Source organism: Corynebacterium sp. KPL1824 (genome assembly GCF_000478095.1).
In the GTDB taxonomy this organism is placed as follows: domain Bacteria; phylum Actinomycetota; class Actinomycetes; order Mycobacteriales; family Mycobacteriaceae; genus Corynebacterium; species Corynebacterium accolens.
The window spans coordinates 945,828-967,879 of the sequence record NZ_KI515750.1 but is presented as its reverse complement, the minus strand read 5'-3'; the positions used below and the strand labels follow the sequence as shown (position 1 = coordinate 967,879).

Below are 22,052 nucleotides of genomic sequence, written 5' to 3'. Positions count from 1 at the left end.
ATGTCCTCCATATGGGATTGGGTGTTAATTACCGTCAATAGTCTAGCGCGTCGCCCATCCGCGCTAGGGTTGGTGGCGATGAAAGCTAAGAAGGTTTGGTGGTCAGTAACCGCGCTGGTGGTCACGGCGACGGTCGGGGGCACGGCTGCGCTGGGGGTTACCATCCAGCGCGAGTACGGCGATCTTTCGCATGGCGAGGCCGAAACGGTCCAGGCCCCGGAAAATCCCCTGCAGCCGGCTAAGGCGCAGGACGTGGATTTTGCGGCGCTCAGCGCAAAGCTCGATGAGCTGGGCAAGAACGAGGATTTGGCCACCTTTGGCGGGCAGGTCATCGATAGTGAGACCGGCACGGTGGTGTGGGAGCGCGATGCAGATAAGGCGCTGACCCCGGCTTCCTCGACGAAGGTGCTGACCACCGCCGCGGCAACGCTGGCCCTGGATGAGTCCAAGCGGATTACCACCAAGGTCTACCGCGGCAAGGACCCGAACAACGTGGTGATCAAGGCGGCTGGCGATGTCTGGATGACCAACGAGCAGCTCGATGAGCTGGCGAATCAGATTAAAAAGACCGGCACCCAGGTGGCGGGCGTGTACATCGATACCTCCGCGTGGGCGGGCGAGCCCCAGGCGCCGGGCTGGGATCCGGAGAACGTGGATGAGGGCTTCGTCGCGCCCATGGAGCCGGCCATGCTCTACGGCGGGCGGATCGGCGCTACGGAGGGCGATGTCCCGCGCAGCCACACCCCGGCCCTCGACGTCGCGGGCGAGCTGGCTAAGCGCCTGGGCACGGATAAATTCGCCCCCGGCACGGTGACGGAAGGCGCGGAGGAGCTGGCCAGCGTCGAGTCGGCGCCCCTCAGCGAGCGCGCGCTGGAGATGGTGCGGCATTCCGATAACGTCATGGCGGAGGCCATTGCCCGCGAGCTTGCCGATGCCCGCGGCAAACAGCCCAGCTTCCAGGCCGACACCCAAGCCACGCTGGACGTGCTCCGTGAGCACGGGTTCGATGTCAGCGGCGTGGATATCAAGGACAACTCGGGCCTTTCGGTAGATAATCGGTTGAGCGCGAGCGTGCTGGCGGAGATTGTCAACGGCGCGGTCGAAGAACCGCAGCTGCGCCCCTTGACGGCGTATTTGCCGGTCGCAGGTGGCGACGGCACGCTGCACGAGCGCTACGGGGAGTCTGCGGCGCGCGGGTTTGTCCGGGCAAAGACCGGCACGTTGACCGGCGTATCCGCACTGGCGGGCACCGCGCAAGGCCAATCCGGGCGAGTGTATTCCTTTGCGTTCTTGGTCAATGATGGCGAGATTATGGCGGCGCGCGCGGCCCAAGATGACCTCGCCGCGGCGCTGCACGAGTTTTAAATGAGCCCACAGCCTGGAGTTATGCCGTTTTGGCCGCGGGTTTCGCCGCATTTTTTGGCCTGCCGGCGCGCGGTCCGCGCGGCACGGATGGATCGCACCGTGGCGGTGGGGCTATCCGGCGGCGCGGATTCTCTAGCGCTCTGCGCGGCGATGATCGCGGAGGGCCACGACGTGATCGCGCTATGCGTCGACCACGGATTGCAGGATGGTTCGCGTGAGCAGGCTGAAAGGGCCGCTCGGCAAGCAGAAAACTTGGGTGCGCGGGCACGGGTGCTCGAAGTGCAAGTGCCGGAGGAAGCGGGGAATTCGCTGGAAGCGGCGGCTCGGCAAGCGCGCTACCAAGCGATGTCCGCAGCCGCGCACGAAGACGGAGCTGCGCGCGGGAAAACCGCGCGCAGGGGAGAAAGGGCGCTGGAGATTGCCGTGGCGCATACGGCCGATGACCAGGCGGAAACGCTCCTCCTTGGCGCCCTGCGCGGCCGGGTGGCCGGCATGCAGGAGCGAGCAGTGGTCGAAGGCGCGCGGGTGGTGCGGCCATTTCTGCAGGTACGCCGTGCCGATACGGAGGGCGCGTGCGCGGAGCTGGGGTTAGAGGTGTGGCAGGACCCGCAGAATGCGGATACGGATTTTCGGCGGGTAGCGCTGCGCCGGGAAATCATCCCGGAACTGTCGCGGGTCATCGGCGGTGATGCGGTACCGGCGCTGGCGCAGGCGGCGATGGATACCGCGCGCGATGAAGAATACCTCGCCACGGCGGCCACCGCGGACTGCGCGGAATTGGCCGCGCTGCCGGAGCCGCGACGCCGGCGCGCTATTGCGGCCTGGCTTGTCGAGCGGGGAGTGAAGGTGACGAGGGAAGGGCTTGGGGGCATCGGCAAGCTGTGTACCAACTGGCACGGACAAGGGCCGGTGGCTGTGAGTTCGGCGCGGCAGGCGGGGCAGAGGTTGGAAGTAGCACGTATAGGTGGCAAACTGGCACTATTGTCTGGTCATTAAAGGAGCGCACACGTGCACGACAAGAAAGACTTCGCCGTCCCCGCAAACCGCTACGGAGACGATGTAGAAGCAATCCTCATCACAGAAGAGGAAATCAAAGACCGCGTCCAGCAGCTGGCGGATGCGGTATCTGAGAAATATGCCGACGCCGAGCAGGACCTGCTTTTGGTCTGCGTATTAAAGGGTGCGGCCTTTTTCCTGACGGATTTCGCGCGCAAGCTATCCATTCCCTCGGAGCTGGAGTTTATGGCCGTCTCCTCGTATGGCGCCTCCACGTCTTCTTCTGGGGTGGTGCGCATCTTGAAGGACTTGGACCGCGATATCGCCGGGCGCGATGTGGTCATCGTGGAAGACATCATCGACTCGGGCCTGACCCTGTCCTGGCTCATCCGGAACCTGCAGGGGCGCAATCCGAAGTCGCTCAACGTGGTGACCTTGTTGCGCAAGCCGGAAGTGGTAAAGGCGCAGATCGATCTGCTCGATGTGGGCTTTGATATCCCCAATGAATTCGTCATTGGTTATGGCCTTGACTACGCGGAACGCTACCGCGACCTGCCCTTTGTGGGCACCCTTCACCCTGATGTCTATACCACCAACTAAAATCGCGCAGTAATGAAAAACAATAAACTCCTTCGCTACGGCGGCATTGCGGCGCTGATCCTCGTAGCGCTGTACGCCTTTACGTTCTTTAGCAACGAGACCCGCGGATACGTGGACGCGGATACCTCCGTGGCCTTAAAACAGCTGCAGGATAAAAACGTTGACGAGGTAGAAATTGATGACCGCGAGCAGCGCCTGCGCATCAAGCTCAAGGATGAAATCACGGTAGAAGAGCGCGAGGGCGTTGAAGAGATCGTGTCTCAGTACCCCGCGCGCGCCTCCGAGCAGGTCTTTGACGCGGTCAAGGATTCGGGTGCGGAGAAGTACGAGACCAACGTCACCCAGGAATCTTTCTTGGGCTCCATGCTCAGCTTCCTGCTGCCGATGATCATCCTCTTCGGCCTGCTGTTCTGGCTCATGTCCCGCATGCAGCAGGGTGCCGGCGGCATGTTCGGCATCGGCGGCTCCAAGGCCAAGGAGCTGACCAAGGATATGCCGACCAATACCTTCGAGGATGTTGCCGGCGCCGATGAGGCCGTGGATGAGCTGCAGGAAATCAAGGACTTCCTGGAGGATCCGACGCGCTACCACGACCTGGGCGCGAAGATTCCGCGTGGCGTGCTGCTTTATGGCCCTCCGGGTACCGGTAAGACCTTGTTGGCCCGCGCCGTTGCGGGCGAGGCCGGCGTGCCGTTTTATTCCATCTCCGGTTCGGACTTCGTGGAGATGTTCGTCGGTGTCGGTGCCTCCCGCGTGCGCGACCTGTTCAAGCAGGCCAAGGAGCACAGCCCGTGCATCATCTTCGTGGACGAGATCGACGCCGTGGGCCGCCAGCGCGGATCCGGTACCGGCGGCGGACACGATGAGCGCGAGCAGACCCTGAACCAGTTGCTGGTTGAGATGGACGGCTTTGGCGACCGCGAGGGCGTGATCCTCATCGCGGCCACCAACCGCCCCGATATCTTGGACCCGGCATTGCTGCGCCCGGGCCGTTTCGACCGCCAGATTCCGGTCACCAACCCGGATCTGGCCGGCCGCGAGCAGATCCTGCGCGTGCACGCCAAGGACAAGCCTTTGGCAGAAGAGGTCGATGTGGCGCAGCTGGCCAAGCGCACCGCCGGCATGTCCGGTGCGGACCTTGCCAATGTGCTTAACGAGGCCGCCCTGCTCACTGCCCGCATCGGCGGCAACGTCATTACTTACGACGCGCTGGAAGAGGCCACCGACCGCGTGGTGGGCGGGCCACGGCGCCAGGGCAAGATCATCTCCGAGCACGAGAAGAAGGTCACCGCTTACCACGAGGGCGGCCACACCCTGTCCGCGTGGGCGCTGAAGGATATCGAGCGCGTGTACAAGGTCACCATCCTGGCCCGCGGCCGCACCGGTGGCCACGCCATGACCTCGCAGGAAGACGATAAGGGCATGTACACCCGCGATGAGCTCTTTGCTCGCTTGGTCTTTGCCATGGGCGGCCGCGCCGCCGAGGAATTGGTCTTCGGCGCTCCCACCACGGGCGCGTCCTCCGATATTGAGAACGCCACCAAGATCGCCCGCGCGATGCTGACGGAATACGGCTTTTCGCCCGACCTGGGCACCGTCAAGTACGGCCAGGAGCAGGGCGATCCATTCAGCCAGATGGGCGGGGGCGGCGGCTCCATCGATTACTCGGATGACGTTGCCGCCAAGATCGACGAGCAGATGCGCTACCTCCTCGAGCGCGCGCACGAGCAGGCCTACGACATCTTGCGCACCAACCGCGAGTTCCTGGACAAGCTGGCCGAGGCTCTCCTTGAGAAGGAGACCCTGCGCCGGCCGGACCTGGAGAGCATCTTCGACGGCATCGTCCCGCGCGATGCCTACGATGTCTTCCCCGGCGAAGACGATCGCTTCCCGCGCCAGATTGGTTACGCGCCGGTCAAGACCCCGGTCGAGCTGGCCAAGGAGCGCGGCGAGGAACTTCCCAAACGCATGACGCTTCTCGATGCCTCCCGGGCCGCCCGCGAGCGCCGCCTCGCCGGCGAAGAGCTCAAGGGCGAGGTTGGCTTTAACTTTGGCCAGCACGCCGGCGATTACGTGAACCCCGAAACCGTGCGCGAGCTGCACGGCGGCGGCAGCGATTCCGAGTACCGCAGCGGCCACGGCACCGGTAGCGATGGCCGCGGCGCGGACCGCGAGAATCGGAGCGACCACGCCGACCGGAACGACCGCGAGAACCACGGCGACCACGACCGCGCGGACCACAGCAACCACGGCAACAACGACCGCGGGGACCGCGACGGTGGGGAAGGGCGAGCGGATTCGGCATCGGAAAGCAGGGGCAAGCACCACAAGCCAGAGGGAGAAACCAGCCAATGGTTTACCCCAGGGTGGAATGAGTCTTCCCGCCGCGATAATCCCTACGCGCGCGATGCGGAAAAGCCGCGCGATGATAAAGAGTAAGAAGTACGTGCATGTCTGAAAATCACACTGATAACCAGCAGGTGCCCGCCCGAGCACCGTATGACCAGGAGCGCGCGGAGGCGGCCGTTCGCGAGTTGCTCCTTGCCGTGGGCGAGGACCCCGACCGTGAAGGCCTGCGCGAAACCCCGGCACGCGTGGCCCGCGCTTACCGGGAGGTATTCGCCGGCCTGCACGAGGACCCGACGGAGGTGCTGCACAAGACCTTCGCGGAGGACCACCAGGAACTGGTCTTGGTGCGCGATATTCCTATCTATTCCACCTGCGAGCACCACCTCGTGCCGTTTTATGGGGTGGCGCATATTGGCTATATCCCCGGCAAGGATGGACACGTCACTGGGCTAAGCAAGCTTGCGCGCCTGGCGGATATGTATGCCAAGCGCCCGCAGGTTCAAGAGCGCCTGACCCAGCAGATTGCCGATGCCCTCGTGAATGTCCTCGAGGCCCAATCCGTCATCGTGGTCATCGAGTGCGAGCACTTGTGCATGGCCATGCGCGGCATCCGCAAGCCGGGCGCGACCACAACGACCTCAGCGGTGCGCGGCGGGTTCAAAAATAACGCGGCCTCGCGCGCGGAAGTGCTCAGCTTCATCCGTACGTAGCGCGTACGCAGTCGAGTTTGTCGAGCGAGAAGGAGAACGCAGTGCACCCGGCTTCCTCAGTTGGAGAATTGACCATCGCGAAGCGCACGCTCGTCATGGGCATCGTGAATGTTACGAAGGATTCCTTTTCCGATGGCGGGCGGTGGCTCGACTTTGACGCCGCCACCACTCATGCCCGCGAGCTGGTGGAACAGGGCGCGGACATGATCGATGTGGGCGGCGAATCCACCCGCCCGGGCGCGGTGCGTGTGGAGGCGCAGGAAGAGGCCGACCGCGTGGTCCCGGTCATCCAGGCGCTGCACGAGCAGGGCATTCGTACCTCGGTGGATACGATGCGCGCCTCGGTCGCCACCGCGGCGGCCGCGGCCGGGGTGGACATGATTAATGATGTCTCCGGCGGCCTCGCCGATCCTGAAATGTATGGCGCCATGGCCGATGCCGGCGTGCCGGTCTGCCTCATGCACTGGCGCACGCTGCAGGAAGGCGCGTTTGGATCCGCGGCGGGCACGGCGGATCACGGCGGCGATGTGGTCCGCGACGTGCACGAGACCCTCACCCGCCTGAGCAATAATGCCCTGGATGCGGGCGTGAAAAAGGACAATATTGTGCTGGACCCGGGCCTCGGCTTTGCCAAGAGCCCGCAGGATAACTGGGCGCTGCTTAAGGCCCTGCCCGAGTTCCTGGACGGCGAGTTCCCCATCTTGGTGGGCGCCTCGCGCAAGCGCTTCCTCGCCGCCATCCGGGAAGACCGCGGGGTAGAGACAAGCCCGCTGCTTGCCGATCCCGCCACCGCCGCAGTGACCGCCATCTCCGCCCAGATGGGTGCGTGGGGCGTGCGCGTGCACGAGGTGGGCGTATCCCGCGATGCCGTCGACGTGGCCGCTGCGTGGAATGCCGGCAAGTCCTATGTAGGCGGCGCCAATGCCACCGGCAGCTACCGCAATGCCGCCGCCGGCACGGGCACAGTGACCTCCACCGCGATGGGTACGGAAAGGAATTAACCATGGCAGATCGCATCGAATTAACCGGCCTGGAATGCTTTGGCTACCACGGTGTCTTTGAAGAGGAAAAGCGCACCGGCCAGCCCTTCATCGTCGATATCACCTGCTGGTCCGAGTTTGCCGAGGCCGCAGCTCACGATGATCTGACCAAGACCATCAATTACGCCGAGCTTGCCGATGTCGCCGCCAATATCGTCGAAGGCCCCTCCCGCGACCTCATCGAGACCGTCGCCAGCGAGGTGGCCGATACCATCATGGCTTCCTTCGCAGACCTGCACGCGGTGGAAGTGACCGTGCACAAACCCAAGGCGCCCATCCCGCGCACTTTTGCCGATGTCGCCGTCGTCGCCCGCCGCTCCCGCAAGCACGCGCGCACCGGCACGAACCCCGGGAGTAGGTAATGCGCGCGGTACTATCCATCGGCTCCAATATGGATGACCGCGTGGAGCTTTTGCGCACGGTATTTACGGAGTTCCGCGAGGACATCGTGGCAGCCTCGCCCGTGTATGCCACCCCGCCGTGGGGAGTAACGGACCAGGATGAATTCTTGAATGCGGTGCTCATCGTGGACGTCGAGGAGAGCCCGCTGGAGCTCTTGCGCCGCGGCCAGAAGCTGGAAGAAGCGGCAGAGCGCGTGCGCGTGCGCCACTGGGGTCCGCGCACCCTGGACGTGGACATCGTCGATATTGAGGGCTATAGCTCCGCCGATGCGGAACTTACCGTCCCACACCCCTATGCCCACGAGCGCGCATTCGTGCTTATCCCCTGGTTAGCCGCCGATGGCGCTGCTAAGTTGAAGGGAAAGGATGTCTCCGCGCTGGTTGCCGCGTTGGACCCGCAGGAAACCGCCGATATCCACCGCTTGGGTCTGATGGAGGAGCTATGAAACGAACCTCGCTCGGTGCGCTTATCGGCGTTGGGGTATTCATGGCCGCCGCGGCCGCCATCCTCACTACGCGCTTTTATGGCTCGATGATGGCCATCCCGGTTACGGTCTCTGCCACGCTATGGCTCATGGTGGTGGTGTGCCTGGGGCTTACCTGGAAGGTGGATAAGGCCACCGATGAGGATCACGGCATCGGGTTGGATAATTCGCAGCTTAATCCCATGACCATCGCGCAGTTTATGCTGGTGGGCAAGGCATCGGCGTGGACGGGTGCGATCGTCGGCGGGCTCTATGCCGGAGTGGCCGTGTACGTGATCCCGAATGCGGGCACCCTTGTCGCCGCTTCCGATGATCTGGTGGGAGTGCTCGCTTCTGCTATCGGCGGCGTCGCCATGTCCGCGGCTGGCCTGCGATTGGAGCGACACTGCGAGACCCCGCCGCCACCAGACGGGCTTCAAGCGGTACATTAGGGAGCATGACTCAGCCGCGCTCTTCTTCCAAAAACTCGTCGTCCTCGCCGGATTTGGGACAAATTGGGATTATCGCCCTCGTCATCTTGGCCGTTATCGCCAGCATCGTCATGCTCATTTCCGGCTCGGCAGCGGCGCTCAAGATTGCGCTGATTGCCGCCCTGTGGGCCGCGGTGGTGGGCTTTTTCTTGGTGATGCGCTACCGCCGCCAGGCCGAGGAATCCGTGACCAAGCTGGAGCTGCAGGAGCGCGCCCACCGCGCGGAGCTCAAGCAGGCCCGCGCGGCCGAAGGCAAGGAGCTGCCGGATCAGCAGATCCTCGATGAGATCCGCACCGAGCTCGCTTCTATTCGCAAGCAAATCGAGGATTTGTCCGGCCACGAGTTCACCTACGAGCCCGCCGCCTTGCACGCGGAGGCGCGACGCATTATGGAGCTGGAGGCACAGACCGCCGCGGCGTCCCACCACCGGGAAGAAGAGATCGACTTTGAGCAGGCTTCTACCGGCGCGCCTTCTGCCGATGCCATCGCCGGCCGCCTGGGCAATCAGCCAACTGGTGCGCACGCGGACTCCAACCCGCTCAATGACATCATCAGTGAAAACACCCGCGCGCAGCGCAGCGCCGCTCAGCCCGCCCACGCAGAGCCGCTTGCCGATGCCCCCACGCCTGCCACGTCCAGCGAGGCCGCGGGTGCGAAGGAACCGAAGGACGTTTCCTTCGATACCGGCAGCTTCCAGGCCGTGCGCTGGGATTCGGGCGGAGACTCCGACATCAAGCGCCACGGCTCCCAGCACGCGGGTACCGATAGCGCAGCGGCACACTCTGGTTCCCGCGGCAGCCACCGCAAGCCGGAAGATGACACCGCAGCTGAGCCCGCTTCCGATGCGGTGACCCAGAATATCCCGCAGCAGGCAACCGGCAAGGACGCGCGCGAGGAATACAAGGGCTCGGGCCACCACGTGGCGGCCGAGCAGAAGCAAACGGCATCGCGCCGCCAGCAGCAGACCCGTGGCCGCCGCCGCAGCGACGAGCAGCGCGATGGTTCCGTGTCCGTTTCGGAGCTGTTGGCACAGATGAAGAAGGATAAATAAATGCGTCCACCGCGCATGCGCGTTGCCCTTTTCGGACGCAGCCTCGCCGGGATCTCCCTGGCCAATGCCATGGAGCGTGCCGGCCACACCGTGGAGATGCTCAATGATCCGGCCGAACTTGGCTCCTTCCAGGCGCTGATTCTGGCCGTGGGTGAGGCACGGCTGGATGCTGCCGTCGAGCTTGTCCAGGACCACGTGCACAAGGGGCTTATCGCTTTCCACACCTGCTTGTCCCGGGGCGTGCAAGGCCTCGATCCGCTGGAGACCCATGGTTGCATCGTGGCGGCCATAGCACCCATGGCAGGTGGGCGCTGGGCAGTATCCACGCTGGATGAGCTGGGCGAAAACATCGCTGACTTCGTAGTGGCCGAATTTCGGGGGCAGGCAGTGCCGCTTTCCGATGCCGAACGTCCCGCCTTTGCCGCCCGTTCCTACTACATAGAAATGCTCAGCCGCTTGCACCTAGCCGCAGCAGTTGAGGCCAATTTCTTTGCCGAGTTTGATGAGATCCCACCGTCTGAATTCGACATTGATACAGAGGACATCATTGCGGCCTATCGCGGCGCCACGGATCCCGGAATGCGCCGCCATTACTTAGAAACCGCTCGGCGCTTAGGCGAAGTAGAAGATCGCACAGAATTAGAAATGTGGGCCCTGCAGGAGGAATCGCGATGAGCTTGAAGATGGGACAAGCCACCGTTGTCAGCGAGGTCGACCGCATCCGCATGGTGGGAAGCGCCCTGCGCAAGACCGGTCGCCCCGTAGCCTTTGTGCCACTAACCACCGGCGTGCATGCGGGGCACATCGCGCTGGTGCGCGCGGCCCGCCGCATCCGCGGCGCGGTGACCGTCGTGGCCCTCCAAGAACCCCGCGCCGAAGATGTGGATCTCTTGCGCGCCGAGGGCGTGGACGTCATCTGGGATTACATTCCCGAAAAACTCTGGCCTCATGGCCGCCGGATTACCATCGTGGCTCGCAGCGTCGCGGACGCACACGACGCCGCGAACTCCGCCGCTGCCGAGCAGACGCCGGGCACCCAATCTGGCTCAGCAGCCTTAGAGCCAGACCTATCCGGCGAGCTCACCCTATACCTCACGCTGATGATGGCGCTGTCGCCTACCGATGTCCTCATCGGGGAGAAAGACTACGAGCTGCTCTTAGGCATTCACCATGCAGTGCAGGACCTGCACCTCGGGGTTCGCGTGCAGGGCGTTCCCGCCGTGCGCATGCCCGATGGCGTGGTGATGAGCCTGCGCAATACCCGCGTGCCCGAGGATAAGCGAGAGGACGTAGCCGCCCTGTCCGCCGCGCTTACCGCCGGGGCACATGCGGCAGAGGCGGGCGCGGACAAGGTCCGCGAGGTTGCCGCAGGTGTCCTAGAAGCCGCCGGAGTAGAACCGGAATACCTAGAAGTACGAGGCCGCGATCTGGGCAAGCCACCCGCCGAGGGTGATGCCCGCCTGCTGGTTGCTGCCACCATTGGCGGAGTCAGGTTAATTGACAACGTCGGCCTGCCGCTGGGGATTGGATTCACTAATATTGAAGAGCACGAGGCTAAGGCCGAGATCGAGCGCGAAAAGCAGCGCGAACAAAACCAATCCCCGGAGGACTAATGACCGAAATTCACATCCGCGACCTTGACCCGCGCGATGAACCCAAGGCGATTGAGTTTGCCATCGAAGGCATGCACCTGCACTGGTTTGTGAAGAACCCGCGCTTTGAGCGTGCCTACGGCCGTTATTTTTGGGATCTAGAGCGCGCCCAGGCCACCGATATCTTGGCCGCCTACGCCGATGACGGGCGCTTCCTCGGCGTGATTTTGGCATCGATTAAAGGCGAACCAGCGCTGCCGTATCCGTGGTGGCGCAAGGCCTATGTCAAGGCCGTAGATCTCTTCAATAGCCTGCGCCCTGGCGGCCACCGCGAGGACTACGATGCCGCGAACGAGGATATGTTGGTCAGCTACCTGGCCGAAAACACCGTGGATGGTGAAATCGGTTTCCTCGTCGCTGACCCGAACTCGGGTGTGAAGGGCGTGGGCACCGCGCTCCTTGAGGCCTTTGAGGAGCGCCACCCCGGCAAGGATATTTATCTCTACACCGACGATGGCTGCACCTATCAGTTCTACGATTCCCGCGGTTTTGAGCGGGTGGGGGAGAAGGAAATCTCCATCGATGAGGACCGCGACCTTACCTGCATGCTGTACGTCCGCCACGTGGCGTGAGGCTACCGCGTCACGCCACGCAAAAGAACGGAGCGTCACGCCACGCAAATGAGCACGGCTTCACGCAACGCAGCTACATCGGCGAACGCTACAGACTTCGCGGCACGATTTTTCGCGGCGCGTTAGTTCGCCAGCGCGCCCATCGGATCCCACGCCGGCAGGGTGGTGATTTCGGCGGACTTGAGCGCCTCTTGGTATTGCTCAGGCAGGCGGGACGGGTGGACGGCGATTTCGAAGACGTACTCGTCAAACCAGTCATCGGCCATGGTCCAAAAGCCCTTATCGCCCTTCTCGGTGCCCCAGGAATTCTCCACGCGCCAGCGGGTGACGTCGCCGCCCTCGGCGATATCCGCGCCGGTAAAGACCATCGCGTGCGTCATCAGGGACTCGTGGAGGCGGAGGCGGTCCGGCTTCTCGATGCCCATTTCCACCCCATACAGCCCCTCATAATCGTGCAGGCGCTTGGCCCAGACGCCGCTATCGGCATCGGATTGCTGGCCGGTATCGCAGCCGAACCAGACGGGCTGGCCATCCTCGATGGCAGAGCGAGTGGCATCGCGCAATACCTCGACCGGGGCGTTGAGGTAGGTGACCTTTTCGCCGGCGACGTTGCCCAGGTAGTCCACGGTGTAGAGCTCGCCGTAGTTATTGCGCGGGTCATTGACCACGCAGACGTACTCGCCCAGATCCTTCGGGAGGTATTCGCGGGCGAAGTCCTGCGGGGTAAAAGTGCCCTCGCGGTGGAAGTTATCGTCCTTATCGCGGTACTGCCACTGGAAATCTGTGGGCGGGAGGCCGAGGTTGGCGGTGAGGATGCGGTAGACATCGGCAAGCGCGTGCTCCTGTGCGCCTGACTTGCCCGCGCGGATCTGGTGGGCGGCGCGGCGCAGGACGGTCTCCAGGTTGCGGTTGAGCATGGCGCTGGCCTCGGAGGACGCGGTCTCCGGCATGGCGTACTTGGGCACCACACCGTACTTTTCCACCAGGGAGACGAACATGGACCACTGGCCGCCATCGCCAATGGGGTCATCCATGAGCTTGGTCAGCGTGCGATCCGTCATATCGCGGTCCTTGAGCTCATCTACCGCGGTGAGGAACCAATTGGCCTTTTCCAGCTTGTCGTAGAAGTACAGGTAGGTCTGCGAAAGCTCGAAATCCTTGATGTTGGTGCGGTCCATGATGTCACCGCGCAGGGAATTCAGGCCCGCAAATATCCAGCAGCGGCCAGAAGCCTTCTGATTGGCCGCGCCCCACTTATCGAGCTTGTGGCTGGTCGCCGTGGTGAGTTCACGCACGAGGTCGCGGTCGACGCTCAGCTTATCGATGCCCTCCTGCGCCACCGCATTCCGTGCCGCCTTGATGGCCGGCTCGCTGGTGAGGGTGGCATTGGTGGTGTGAACTTCCTGTGGATTGATCTCATTCATTTTTCGATGCTCCTTAGTTCATCCGGTCCCAGAAGGGAAGCTCGATGGGCTCGGTCTCTAGCGCTTGTTGTTGCTGGGGAGTGAGGAATTCCTTGCGCACGACGATGTGGAAGACGTTTTCGCCGAACCATTCGTCCGACATCGTGGCAAAGCCCTTGCCGGGTACCTCGTCGGCGTCGTCCTTGCGCGGCGGCTTGGTGCCCCAGGAGTTCTCCACGCGCCATGCCCGGGGTGCACCATCGATGCCGGTCAGCGCCATCGCGTGGGTGGGCGCAGATTCGCCGGAGGTAAAGCGCTCCTCCTTGCTCATGGTGGAATCGATGCCGTAGAGGCCATCGGTATCGACGAGGCCCTCGTCCCACACGGCGTTCTGGAAGGAGAACTGGCGGTCGACATCGCAGCTAAACCACACAGGTTCGCCGGCCTCGATGCTGGCGCGCGCGGCGGAGCGCAGCTCGTCCACATCGACGTTGAGGTAGTCGGCAGCCTGTCTACCAGCGACGTTGTTCACGCCGGCGCTGGTGTAGAGGCGGTGCTTGTCGTTGGTGGTACGGGGATCATCGGCAAGCACGACGTACTCGTCCAACTTTGGCAGGTACTTATCCGCAAACTCGCGCGGGGTGGAGTGCACGCGGAAGAATTGATCGTCCTTGGTGCGGTAGCTCCACGTGAATTCCTCGGGCGGGGTGCCCAGGTGAATGGCGAGCACGCGTTGGATATCGGTGCGGGCTTGCTTGATAATGCCCCCGCGATCCCCCTCGCCTTCCACCGCACGGTGCGCGGCGCGGCGGATGATGGTGGCGATATCGCGGTTCATCTGGTCGGTGTGGCCGGACGAGTGCACCTCAGGCATGACCTCGGCCGGTACGGCACCGTACTTGTCCACGAGGTTGGTGAAAAATGACCACCAGCCGCCGTCGTCGCCTGTGAGCTCGAGGGAAGTAGCCACGTCGCGGTCATCCCAGTCGGTGCCGTCTTCGGTGAGATCCAGCAGTTGGTTGAGCGCGAAGTTGGCGCGCTCTAGTTTGTCGAAGTACTGCAGGTAGGTAAAGGAAAACTCAAAGTCATCGATATTGAGCTCCTTGGCCGCGCGGTGGCGGAACACGTTGAGCGCGGCAAACATCCAGCAGCGCCCGGAGCGCATCTGGTCGGTAACCCCGAGGCTATCGAGTTTTACCTCGGTGGTGGGGTAGAGGGCGGTAATGCGGTCACGGTCGAGGGCCGCCTTGGCCACCCCTACGCTGGTAATGGCATTGCGCGCGACGCGCAGCTGGGAGTCCGCTGCGGCCTCCTCGCGCAATTGGGACAGGAAGTCATTGGTGAGCAAAGTCATATTCTCTGTTTTAGCAGATTGCGATCTCACTCGGGGCCGCTGGGTACTGGATGGCCGTTAGAGATCGCTACAAACCGCTATAGATGCTCCGCCAGCCGCGCCACGGCTTCGGGGCTTCCCACCTCTTCTGGGAGCCAGGGGATCTCGTGAACCGGGGTATCGGGAAGCTTATCGTGCAAGAGCGCTAGGGCCTCGTCCTCGGCGGCGCGGCGGGAGGCCAAGAACTCGCCTTGGTCCGCAGGCGTGCGGCGGTTGACCAACATGGAGCCTACCCGCACGCCATTGCCGGTGAGATCCGCGTGGAACTCGGAAGACTCCAAGACGGGCAGGCGCTCGGCGGTGAGCACGATATGAAATACGGTGCGTTGAGAGGTCAGCGCAGCGCGCAGGTGCTCGAAGCGCTCGCGGCGCTGGAAGAGCGTGGCTCGGATTTCCTGATTGCGCCGGTCCACCGGATCGTTATCGGCACCGGACTCCGCGGACATCCCGCGCACCAGCGAGCCGAATTTATCGGATTTCTCGCGCCGGGCAAGCAGCCCATCGGTATAGGCCGCCATGATTTCCGGCAGGGCCATCAGCCGGGAGGTGTGACCGGACGGGGCGGTATCGAAGATGAGGTAGTCATACTCGTCCGCGTTAGCGACCAAGGTGGCCATGCGCTCCAAGAGCGCCGCCTCCTGCGTGCCGGGGGATTGCCGGGCCAAATCTAGGTGCTTTGTTACCTCGCGGTGCAAGTGCTCCGGCATGAACCGGCGCATCGAGGCGCCCACGGTCGCGAGGTGTTCCTCGGTGGCGCGGGCCGGATCGAGCTCGATGGCGGAGAGGGAGGGGGTGAGGTGAGAGGGGGCATCGGAAAGCGTGGCATCAAAGATATGCCCCAGGTTGTGCGCCGGATCCGTGGAGACCAACAACACGTTGTGGTCCTGGGAAAGCGACAGGGCTGTGGCGGTGGCGAGGGTGGTCTTGCCCACGCCGCCCTTGCCGCCAAAGAACATGATGGGCGCGGTTTCTAGCAGCATTGAATATTCTCCAGGGGTGATTTATCCATGCCCATGCGTGTGTGCCAGGCGTGGAAATCTTCGTAGACCAGCGGCAATAGCTCCAGCGTGTAGTAGCTGGCGGGGTTGGGGATGCCGAGCGCCTCCGAGGCCACCAGCATCATAAATAGGTCATCTTCTTGCTGCTGGGCCTTGGCAAAGACGGCGCGGTACGGGGCCTGGTAGAACTCATTGAGTCCCGCGCCGAAGGCCTTAAGCTTGTCGAGCATGCTGGGGAAGGGGAGCGTCGGTATCGTCGTCGGTCCACTCCAGCGGTGGTTCCTTGCGCGCGTTGGAGATGGCGCCGATCGACTCCACGATGACCCAGATGGAGGCGATGACGATGACGACGTCCATGCCGAAGAGCAGCCAGTTCTGATCCGCAAACAGGGATTTCAGCTGTAGCAGCGCTGCCCACAGCGACATGATGGTGACGAAGATGAGCGGGATGATAACCGGCAGGGTAGGCCGGCGCAGGTGGGTGAGGATGACCACGACGATGGCCAAGGATAGGCTGGCCATGAGCTGGTTGGTGGTACCAAAGAGCGGCCAGATGGTCATACCGCCGGAGCCGTCCGCACCCGCCGAGAAGGTCAGGCCGAAGGCCAGGCCCACCGCGATGATGGTGGAAACCAGCGCCGTGATGCGGATGCCCATGATCTCGCCAATCTCCTGGACCACGATGCGCTGCAGGCGCACGCCGGAGTCCATGGTGGTGGCGGCGAAGAGCACGGCCATCGTCGCCAGGATGGTGGCAGACAGCGAGGTGGGAATGCCCAGGCCCTCGTTCATCAGCGCGCCGCCGCCCTGCACGAAGGCGTTGACGCCGCCGGCGTTCCACTCGGCGTAGATTTCCTCCCAATTCGCCAGGGTCTTAAAGCCGGCGGTAGTGGCGATGATGGTGCCGAGCGCCAGCAGGCCCTCGCCCACCGCGCCGAAGTAACCCACGAAGCGAACGTCGGTTTCCTTATCAATCTGCTTCGACGAGGTACCCGAGGCCACGATGCCGTGGAAACCAGAGATGGCGCCGCAGGCGATGGTGACAAAAAGCAGCGGGAAAATGCCTGGGGTCCCGTCAGGAACGTTCTCGCGCACGGCAGGGGCGGCGAGCTCCGGACGGGTGATGAGGAAGGAGCCGTACAAAATGATAAGACCGACGAAAAGCTGCAGGCCATTGATGTAATCGCGCGGCTGGAGCAGCACCCACACCGGCAGCAGCGAAGCGATGAAGGCGTAGATAAATAGCAAGATGATCCACACGCCGTTGGCGGGAATGCCCAGGACCGTCTCCGGCAGCACGACCGGGAAGCGGTCACCCAGGACCATCAGCGAATACAGCGCCATCACGCCCACGAGGGACACTAGCGGCAGGTTCCAGTTCAGGCGGTAGATGGCCTGGCCGATAAGTAGGGCAACGGCAATGGCACCCCACGTGGGGATGACCGCCGAGGGCGTGGAGATGAGCAGGTTTGAAATGACCACGGCGAAGGCGGCATTGACCATGAGCAGCAGCAAGAAGATCACAATGAGGAAGAGGTTGCGCCCGCGCTTGCCGATGTAGCGCCCCGACAACGTACCAATCGACTGACCCTTGTGCCTTTGCGAGGCCCATAGCGCACCGAGGTCGTGCATGCCGGCGATGAAAACGGTGCCGAATGTGACCCACAGGAATGCCGGGAGCCAGCCCCAAATGACGGCTACTGCCGGGCCGATAATCGGTGCCGCACCCGCCACTGAGGTGAAGTGGTGGCCCCACAGCACGTATTTATTGGTGGGAACATAATCCACGCCGTCTTTGAGGCGGTGCGCCGGGGTGGTGTAGTTCTCAGATAACCGGAAGATGCTCTTGCCCAGGAACTTGGAATAGAGCAGGTAGCCGACCAGCATCATCGCCACGCCGATGATGACAAGGATGAGAGAGTTCATGGCTGTGTCTCCTTGCGTGTCGAAGGTGGGGTGTTCTGTATCACAGGCCTGAACAGTATGTCACGGTTCACACAAATTCTTGCAGTGCGGGTGAATTAAGGGGGTGGTATCCCACTATGTGGACGCGGTGGAGGGGCTTATGCGTTCCTTTGCGCGCTCGGCGTGGCTTGGCGGACATATCTGGGCCAAATCGCGGGTAGCGGGCGGGATTAAAGGACCCTGCTGGCGCGGCATGGAGCCAGTCGTGCCGAAGTACCGTGGTTAACGGCGAAGGCTCAATCGACTGGACTTATGGAGGAGTCGTTATCTCGCTTCCTCCAGTTGGGAGCCCTTTGGTGGCGGCACTTGTAAATCTTGACGAAATATCTCAAAAATTTCCGAACAGCGGCTTTTTGGCGAGGTAGCGAATGATTCGATTTTCGGTCTGGCTAGTCTACTGGAGCTCGAATTCTACAACGTCAACTTCGTCTGTATCCGCTAATCCGGGGTAGTGAGTATCTAGAGCTTCGTGAAGCTCGGATAGAGAATTGAACCCGTCATTTTTAGCTTGCTTTTCCGACAGCAGCCCGCGCTGGGTAGATACAACGGCTGTGACCTGTGCGGGTAAGCTGACGACTTCCCCGGTTTCCTTCTCAAAGACTATTTGGGCTTTTCCTTCATTGAAGGGATCATCTACTCGGATTGTTTGACGCTTTTCTCCGCTCCGAATGGAATCCTCGTAGCCTTCCCACATGTAGATGCGCTGCTCTTTTTCCAAGTCTTGCAAGTTAAACGCGAATGGAAGAAGTTCTTCCACAGTGGGCGCAACGAGGCCGTTGCTTCCGCGCACAATACACTGGATAGATGGATCGACATCAAAAAGTACCTGGCGGCATTTACCACAGGGTGAAATTACTTGTCCGGTAGGTCCATATATGGCGACTACTGCTTGGATGGGATCCCCTGGATAACTAGCGGCATGGTTTGCTAAAGCAGAGACTTCGCCACAGGGGCCACCAAGGAAATGGTGTGCGTTTAAACCGAGAACGTGTTTTCCTGATTTGGTCAGGAGAGCTGCGGCTACGGTGTGGTCTCCTCCGTCTTGGAAGCGCTGCGCATGGGCGGCTGCTTTGGCCGTTAATTCCCGAAGTTCGTTAATAATCACGCTCTAATAGTAGTAACTACTAGCAGCTTCGATCTGAAGTGTCCCAGATTTTCCCATCTACTCAAACGGAACAAAACCTGGGACACTTCAATGTCGGATATTACCTACCTGCGCACCGGTGAAGGATGGTTGTACTTGTGCGCGGTCCGCGACGGCCATTCCCGCAGGTTACTGGGCTGGGCTATGGATAGCGTGCAAGACACAAGTTTGGCCGAACGGGCCCTGCGGATGGCGCATACATTGCGCGGTGATGTTCCTGACGGGCTGGTGTTTCACGCCGACCGTGGGACACAATTCACCAGTGAGAAGCTCTGGGAGGCGTGCCGCAATCTGGGCGTTGCTCAATCCGTGGGGCGTACCGGGGTGTGTTTCGATAATGCGATGGCCGAGTCGTTCTGGTCGACGCTGAAAACTTAAGTTCTACGACCGTAAGCGCTGGCCAACCCGTGATGCCGCACGCAAGGCCGTTGCCTACTGGATTGAAGTAGTCTACAACCGTCGACGCCGGCACTCCGCACTCGGGATGGTCAGCCCTATCGATTTCGAGAACCATATCACCCAAACCAGAAACGAAGAAGAAATAGCTGCCTAACCACTAGGTATCTTGACTACGTGCCCACGATTTGCGGGCAACCCCACTCGCATCTGACACTAGACAGTAAACTCTTATTAATATAAAGTAAGGCTATGCTAAAATCGTTTACAAAAGGGCGTGTAGTTCTCGCGCTCGTATCCGCCTTAGCTCTAGGGGCAGGCCTTGTGGCGTGTTCTTCTGATTCTTCTTCTACGGAAGAGAACGGAGATAAGAAGATCGAGCGAGTTGTGGCGCTCGATTGGCGCTACGAGGAAATCCTCAAGGCTCTCGATGTGACCCCAGTGGGAATCGTGGAAATCGGTAAGTCGGAGGCGCCGACCACCTTGAAGGGGCAGTTGGAGCAGGCCACTTCAGTGGGCCAAGCCAAGCAACCGAACCTAGAGGTTATCCAATCCTTGGAGCCAGATCTGATCCTGGCTAGCCCTACCCGTCAGGCCAATATCATGCCGCAGCTAGAAGAGATTGCGGATACCGAATCCTACTCAGATGAGACTTACTCGGACGTGCTGGACTCGATGGATGAGATCGCGGCCAAGCTCGGTAAAGAGGAAAAAGCCAAAGAGGTCCGTCAGCGCATCGAGGACAAGATCGCTCAGACGAAGGACACGGTAAAGCCAGGCAGCCGTGCTGTTGTGGCCGGTTGGTCCAGCGAGCTGCTCTATACCTGGGTCAATCCTTCCTTCCCCCAGTCCCTGCTGAGTGAGGTGGGCTATGACTACGCCTTTGAAGGTGAGAAGTCATCCATCGAATCCAAGACCGATGTAGCGGAGCTGACTGGAGATAAGCTCCCCGGTATGAAGGCTGACCGGGTCTTTATGTACAAGGACGTCGATGCGTTTAAGAAGACGCCCTACGTCAAAGGAAGCGGTGACATCGTAGAAGTAGACCAAGATATCTGGTCACGCGCCCGCGGGCCGCTTTCTGCTGAGCACATGCTCGATGACATTATTACAGCTGAAAAGTAGTGGCACTACGAACTAAAACCGGTTCCTGCTTGGTCCTTGCCACCGCTGTCGCCGCGTTCGTGTGGTGGTGGCGGCTTCGCCATGTTCGGGTGCCAGTTGATGCCCCGTGGCTGGAAGAAGAGTTACATAGCGTGGCTTTTGACCGCCTCCTTGCTACCACGGTGGTGGGTATCGCTTTAGGTGTGGGTGGGCTATTGCTGCGAACGGCTACCGCGAACCCGCTTGCCGATCCGTCCATTACTGGCGTGAACTCCGGCGCGGCACTCGGTGCAGTCGCGACCGCAATGTTTGTAGGAAGCGAAACCTCGAGCGTCGACCAGCTGCCCGGCGCACTGTTGGGCGCAGGGATTGCTGTGGGGGTGACTGTGGGCGTCGGTAAGAGCGGTGCGATCCAGCGCATGGTACTTGTTGGCGTTGCCGTTTCCACGCTGTGTAGCGCTTTGACCTCCATTTTCCTAGTAATCGATGAGGCTCAACTGGCTACGGTGATGTCATGGCTTTCTGGGCGGCTTGCAGGGGTGCGTCTGGGCGAAATTGTCCCCGCGCTGGTTTCCGTGCTGGTCGTGGTGCCCTTGACCTTAGTCAGTGCGAAAAGATTGGACTTACTCGTAGCTGGCGATGCCGTGGCCGGTGCTGTAGGAGCGAAGCCGGAGCGAATTCGGTTGGCTGCCATTGTGGCGGCGGTAGTGCTCATTGCTCCGGCGGTGGCCGCAACCGGGCCGATTGGTTTCTTGGGGTTAATGGCCGCAGCAGTTGCGTGGCGCGTGTGTGGTCCGCATCACCGCATGGGGTTGTGCGTGGCTGGAATTGTTGGAGCGGCGGTGCTCCTAGTTGCCGATTCGATTGGCCAAGCAATCTGGGCGCCGGCCGAGACCCCAGTGGGCATCGTGACTTCTTTGGCTGGCATGCCACTGGTGCTGTGGTCCGTCCATACGCTGGGGAGGAGCAAGCATGCGGCATAAGAGATTTATTGTGGTGCTAGTAGGACTCACCCTGGCGTTGGTGTGTAGCGCAGTTATCGGCATGGGCGTCGGTGCAGTGATGAAGCCGCCGGCTGAGGTTGTCACCGCTTTCTTTACCGGAGAGCCGCTCATCTGGAAGTACCGCGCCCCGCGGATCTTGGTGGGTATATGCGCAGGCGTTGCCATGGCCGTTTCCGGCTGCCTATTGCAATCCGCGCTGCGCAACCCCTTGGCCGCACCAGATACGGTGGGTATTACCTCCGGCGGTGGACTCGCGGCCGTTGCGGTACTCATGGGAGCAGGCGCCCTGCCGGCCCACCTGTTGACTTTTATTGTCTTTATCGGTGCGTTGGCGGGAACCGCGCTGGTTCTCCTCCTCGCTGGACGTGGGGCGAGTGACCCGGTACGCTTGCCGCTTACCGGGGTAGCGGTATCTTTTGGGCTGGGTGCAATCACCGAACTGCTGCTGGTGCGCGCCGCCCCAGAAGCGGGCGCGGCCATGACATGGCTGAAAGGTTCGCTTTACGCCCGCTCGCTTGGCGATGCCACTATTGTCGCCCCTTTTATCCTTTTCGCCCTAACCGTTGCGATGGTGGTGGCAAAACACCTGGATATGCTGGCGCTGGATGATTCCACCATGGCCGGTATCGGTGTTAGGACTAGGACGTGGCGCCTCGTAGCCATCGCCTTGGCGGTCATCCTCGGCGCCGCAGGGGTCGCCGCGGCCGGGGTCTTGGGGTTCGCCGGGCTTATCGTCCCGCATGCTGCCCGTTTGGTGGTCGGTACGAATCTGCGCCGGCAAATACCCGTGGCGGCGCTCGGCGGCGCGGTCCTTGTCACCGCATGCGATTCGGTAGGCCGGTGGGCCTTTGCGCCCACGGAAATTCCCGTCGGTGCGCTCATCGCGTTGATTGGCGCACCTTACTTCATTTTCTTATTGACTCGGCTGACCCGAGTGCGAAACGGAGGCTAGA

At 61.9% G+C, this 22,052-nt stretch carries 22 protein-coding genes and 1 pseudogene; 17 read left to right on the top strand and 6 right to left on the bottom strand.

What is annotated here, in order from left to right; translation table 11 throughout:
• Nucleotides 1-78: 78 nt before the first annotated feature.
• The 13 genes from dacB (at nt 79) to HMPREF1267_RS10750 (ending at nt 11,692) form a co-directional block, all read left to right on the top strand.
• Entirely contained in the window at nt 79-1,365 is a 1,287-nt protein-coding gene (gene dacB, locus HMPREF1267_RS10810; RefSeq protein WP_034667254.1) for a D-alanyl-D-alanine carboxypeptidase/D-alanyl-D-alanine-endopeptidase, read from the top strand.
• A gap of 21 nt (nt 1,366-1,386) precedes the next feature.
• Entirely contained in the window at nt 1,387-2,361 is a 975-nt protein-coding gene (gene tilS, locus HMPREF1267_RS10805; RefSeq protein ID WP_232215140.1) for a tRNA lysidine(34) synthetase TilS, read from the top strand.
• Between the two features lie 12 nt (nt 2,362-2,373).
• Nucleotides 2,374-2,961 (top strand): hypoxanthine phosphoribosyltransferase, encoded by a 588-nt coding sequence (hpt, locus tag HMPREF1267_RS10800; RefSeq protein WP_005284864.1) that lies wholly within the window; start codon nt 2,374-2,376, stop codon nt 2,959-2,961.
• A 12-nt stretch (nt 2,962-2,973) separates the two neighbouring features.
• Nucleotides 2,974-5,400, top strand: coding sequence for an ATP-dependent zinc metalloprotease FtsH (ftsH, locus tag HMPREF1267_RS10795; protein ID WP_023029250.1), 2,427 nt, complete (start codon nt 2,974-2,976; stop codon nt 5,398-5,400).
• An 11-nt stretch (nt 5,401-5,411) separates the two neighbouring features.
• Nucleotides 5,412-6,020: a GTP cyclohydrolase I FolE gene (gene folE / locus HMPREF1267_RS10790; RefSeq protein ID WP_005284855.1), complete on the top strand. Its 609-nt coding sequence runs from the start codon at nt 5,412-5,414 to the stop codon at nt 6,018-6,020.
• Nucleotides 6,021-6,115: 95 nt separating this feature from the next.
• On the top strand, nt 6,116-7,021 hold the full coding sequence (gene folP, locus HMPREF1267_RS10785; protein WP_051141776.1) for a dihydropteroate synthase: 906 nt from the start codon (nt 6,116-6,118) through the stop codon (nt 7,019-7,021).
• A 2-nt stretch (nt 7,022-7,023) separates the two neighbouring features.
• Complete coding sequence (folB, locus tag HMPREF1267_RS10780; RefSeq protein WP_023017990.1) at nt 7,024-7,422, top strand: dihydroneopterin aldolase; 399 nt, start codon at nt 7,024-7,026, stop codon at nt 7,420-7,422.
• Complete coding sequence (folK, locus tag HMPREF1267_RS10775) at nt 7,422-7,907, top strand: 2-amino-4-hydroxy-6-hydroxymethyldihydropteridine diphosphokinase (RefSeq protein ID WP_023017989.1); 486 nt, start codon at nt 7,422-7,424, stop codon at nt 7,905-7,907. Before folB ends, folK begins: the two co-directional genes overlap by 1 nt.
• Entirely contained in the window at nt 7,904-8,377 is a 474-nt protein-coding gene (locus tag HMPREF1267_RS10770) for a DUF3180 domain-containing protein (protein ID WP_005284844.1), read from the top strand. The genes folK and HMPREF1267_RS10770 overlap by 4 nt, the downstream gene beginning before the upstream one ends.
• A gap of 5 nt (nt 8,378-8,382) precedes the next feature.
• On the top strand, nt 8,383-9,468 hold the full coding sequence (locus HMPREF1267_RS10765; RefSeq protein ID WP_023017988.1) for a DUF6779 domain-containing protein: 1,086 nt from the start codon (nt 8,383-8,385) through the stop codon (nt 9,466-9,468).
• Complete coding sequence (locus HMPREF1267_RS10760) at nt 9,469-10,143, top strand: hypothetical protein (RefSeq protein ID WP_023029248.1); 675 nt, start codon at nt 9,469-9,471, stop codon at nt 10,141-10,143.
• Nucleotides 10,140-11,081, top strand: a complete 942-nt coding sequence (locus tag HMPREF1267_RS10755; protein WP_023029247.1) for a pantoate--beta-alanine ligase — start codon at nt 10,140-10,142, stop codon at nt 11,079-11,081. The genes HMPREF1267_RS10760 and HMPREF1267_RS10755 overlap by 4 nt, the downstream gene beginning before the upstream one ends.
• Nucleotides 11,081-11,692, top strand: coding sequence for a GNAT family N-acetyltransferase (locus HMPREF1267_RS10750; RefSeq protein ID WP_005284832.1), 612 nt, complete (start codon nt 11,081-11,083; stop codon nt 11,690-11,692). The genes HMPREF1267_RS10755 and HMPREF1267_RS10750 overlap by 1 nt, the downstream gene beginning before the upstream one ends.
• Nucleotides 11,693-11,814: 122 nt before the next feature.
• Here HMPREF1267_RS10750 and HMPREF1267_RS10745 read toward each other — a convergent pair whose 3' ends face one another.
• From HMPREF1267_RS10745 to HMPREF1267_RS10720, 6 genes are all read right to left on the bottom strand, one after another.
• Entirely contained in the window at nt 11,815-13,116 is a 1,302-nt protein-coding gene (locus tag HMPREF1267_RS10745) for an aminopeptidase C (protein WP_023029246.1), read from the bottom strand.
• Nucleotides 13,117-13,129: 13 nt separating this feature from the next.
• Entirely contained in the window at nt 13,130-14,449 is a 1,320-nt protein-coding gene (locus HMPREF1267_RS10740; protein ID WP_023029245.1) for an aminopeptidase C, read from the bottom strand.
• Between the two features lie 77 nt (nt 14,450-14,526).
• On the bottom strand, nt 14,527-15,468 hold the full coding sequence (locus tag HMPREF1267_RS10735) for an ArsA family ATPase (protein ID WP_023029244.1): 942 nt from the start codon (nt 15,466-15,468) through the stop codon (nt 14,527-14,529).
• Nucleotides 15,459-15,716: a cory-CC-star protein gene (locus HMPREF1267_RS10730; protein ID WP_023029243.1), complete on the bottom strand. Its 258-nt coding sequence runs from the start codon at nt 15,714-15,716 to the stop codon at nt 15,459-15,461. The genes HMPREF1267_RS10735 and HMPREF1267_RS10730 overlap by 10 nt, the downstream gene beginning before the upstream one ends.
• Nucleotides 15,700-17,412: a carbon starvation protein A gene (locus HMPREF1267_RS10725; RefSeq protein WP_023029242.1), complete on the bottom strand. Its 1,713-nt coding sequence runs from the start codon at nt 17,410-17,412 to the stop codon at nt 15,700-15,702. The genes HMPREF1267_RS10730 and HMPREF1267_RS10725 overlap by 17 nt, the downstream gene beginning before the upstream one ends.
• A 433-nt stretch (nt 17,413-17,845) precedes the next feature.
• Nucleotides 17,846-18,556 carry an ASCH domain-containing protein gene (locus HMPREF1267_RS10720; RefSeq protein ID WP_034667249.1) on the bottom strand — a complete coding sequence of 237 codons (711 nt, stop codon included), beginning with the start codon at nt 18,554-18,556 and terminating at the stop codon, nt 17,846-17,848.
• Nucleotides 18,557-18,646: 90 nt separating this feature from the next.
• On the opposite strand from HMPREF1267_RS10720, the pseudogene HMPREF1267_RS10715 reads away from it, so the two are divergent.
• The 4 genes and pseudogenes from HMPREF1267_RS10715 to HMPREF1267_RS10700 form a co-directional block, all read left to right on the top strand.
• Nucleotides 18,647-19,148: pseudogene (locus tag HMPREF1267_RS10715) on the top strand (IS3 family transposase); the annotation flags it as partial.
• Nucleotides 19,149-19,243: 95 nt separating this feature from the next.
• Entirely contained in the window at nt 19,244-20,116 is an 873-nt protein-coding gene (locus tag HMPREF1267_RS10710) for an ABC transporter substrate-binding protein (protein ID WP_005284808.1), read from the top strand.
• A complete protein-coding gene (locus HMPREF1267_RS10705) occupies nt 20,116-21,078 on the top strand; it encodes an iron ABC transporter permease (RefSeq protein ID WP_023029239.1) in 963 nt (320 codons plus the stop codon). The genes HMPREF1267_RS10710 and HMPREF1267_RS10705 overlap by 1 nt, the downstream gene beginning before the upstream one ends.
• Entirely contained in the window at nt 21,068-22,051 is a 984-nt protein-coding gene (locus HMPREF1267_RS10700; protein ID WP_005284805.1) for an iron ABC transporter permease, read from the top strand. The genes HMPREF1267_RS10705 and HMPREF1267_RS10700 overlap by 11 nt, the downstream gene beginning before the upstream one ends.
• Nucleotide 22,052: the final 1 nt, after the last annotated feature.

What these genes read in the sequence shown, in the direction of transcription:
- HMPREF1267_RS10730 (WP_023029243.1), bottom strand. Translation starts at nt 15,716, where the DNA reads ATGCTCGACAAGCTTAAGGCCTTCGGCGCGGGACTCAATGAGTTCTAC.
- dacB (WP_034667254.1), top strand. Translation starts at nt 79, where the DNA reads ATGAAAGCTAAGAAGGTTTGGTGGTCAGTAACCGCGCTGGTGGTCACG.
- folK (WP_023017989.1), top strand. Translation starts at nt 7,422, where the DNA reads ATGCGCGCGGTACTATCCATCGGCTCCAATATGGATGACCGCGTGGAG.
- HMPREF1267_RS10700 (WP_005284805.1), top strand. Translation starts at nt 21,068, where the DNA reads ATGCGGCATAAGAGATTTATTGTGGTGCTAGTAGGACTCACCCTGGCG.
- HMPREF1267_RS10770 (WP_005284844.1), top strand. Translation starts at nt 7,904, where the DNA reads ATGAAACGAACCTCGCTCGGTGCGCTTATCGGCGTTGGGGTATTCATG.
- HMPREF1267_RS10765 (WP_023017988.1), top strand. Translation starts at nt 8,383, where the DNA reads ATGACTCAGCCGCGCTCTTCTTCCAAAAACTCGTCGTCCTCGCCGGAT.
- HMPREF1267_RS10750 (WP_005284832.1), top strand. Translation starts at nt 11,081, where the DNA reads ATGACCGAAATTCACATCCGCGACCTTGACCCGCGCGATGAACCCAAG.
- folE (WP_005284855.1), top strand. Translation starts at nt 5,412, where the DNA reads ATGTCTGAAAATCACACTGATAACCAGCAGGTGCCCGCCCGAGCACCG.
- HMPREF1267_RS10755 (WP_023029247.1), top strand. Translation starts at nt 10,140, where the DNA reads ATGAGCTTGAAGATGGGACAAGCCACCGTTGTCAGCGAGGTCGACCGC.
- folP (WP_051141776.1), top strand. Translation starts at nt 6,116, where the DNA reads ATGGGCATCGTGAATGTTACGAAGGATTCCTTTTCCGATGGCGGGCGG.
- tilS (WP_232215140.1), top strand. Translation starts at nt 1,387, where the DNA reads ATGCCGTTTTGGCCGCGGGTTTCGCCGCATTTTTTGGCCTGCCGGCGC.
- HMPREF1267_RS10725 (WP_023029242.1), bottom strand. Translation starts at nt 17,412, where the DNA reads ATGAACTCTCTCATCCTTGTCATCATCGGCGTGGCGATGATGCTGGTC.
- ftsH (WP_023029250.1), top strand. Translation starts at nt 2,974, where the DNA reads ATGAAAAACAATAAACTCCTTCGCTACGGCGGCATTGCGGCGCTGATC.
- HMPREF1267_RS10735 (WP_023029244.1), bottom strand. Translation starts at nt 15,468, where the DNA reads ATGCTGCTAGAAACCGCGCCCATCATGTTCTTTGGCGGCAAGGGCGGC.
- folB (WP_023017990.1), top strand. Translation starts at nt 7,024, where the DNA reads ATGGCAGATCGCATCGAATTAACCGGCCTGGAATGCTTTGGCTACCAC.
- HMPREF1267_RS10710 (WP_005284808.1), top strand. Translation starts at nt 19,244, where the DNA reads ATGCTAAAATCGTTTACAAAAGGGCGTGTAGTTCTCGCGCTCGTATCC.
- HMPREF1267_RS10745 (WP_023029246.1), bottom strand. Translation starts at nt 13,116, where the DNA reads ATGAATGAGATCAATCCACAGGAAGTTCACACCACCAATGCCACCCTC.
- HMPREF1267_RS10740 (WP_023029245.1), bottom strand. Translation starts at nt 14,449, where the DNA reads ATGACTTTGCTCACCAATGACTTCCTGTCCCAATTGCGCGAGGAGGCC.
- HMPREF1267_RS10760 (WP_023029248.1), top strand. Translation starts at nt 9,469, where the DNA reads ATGCGTCCACCGCGCATGCGCGTTGCCCTTTTCGGACGCAGCCTCGCC.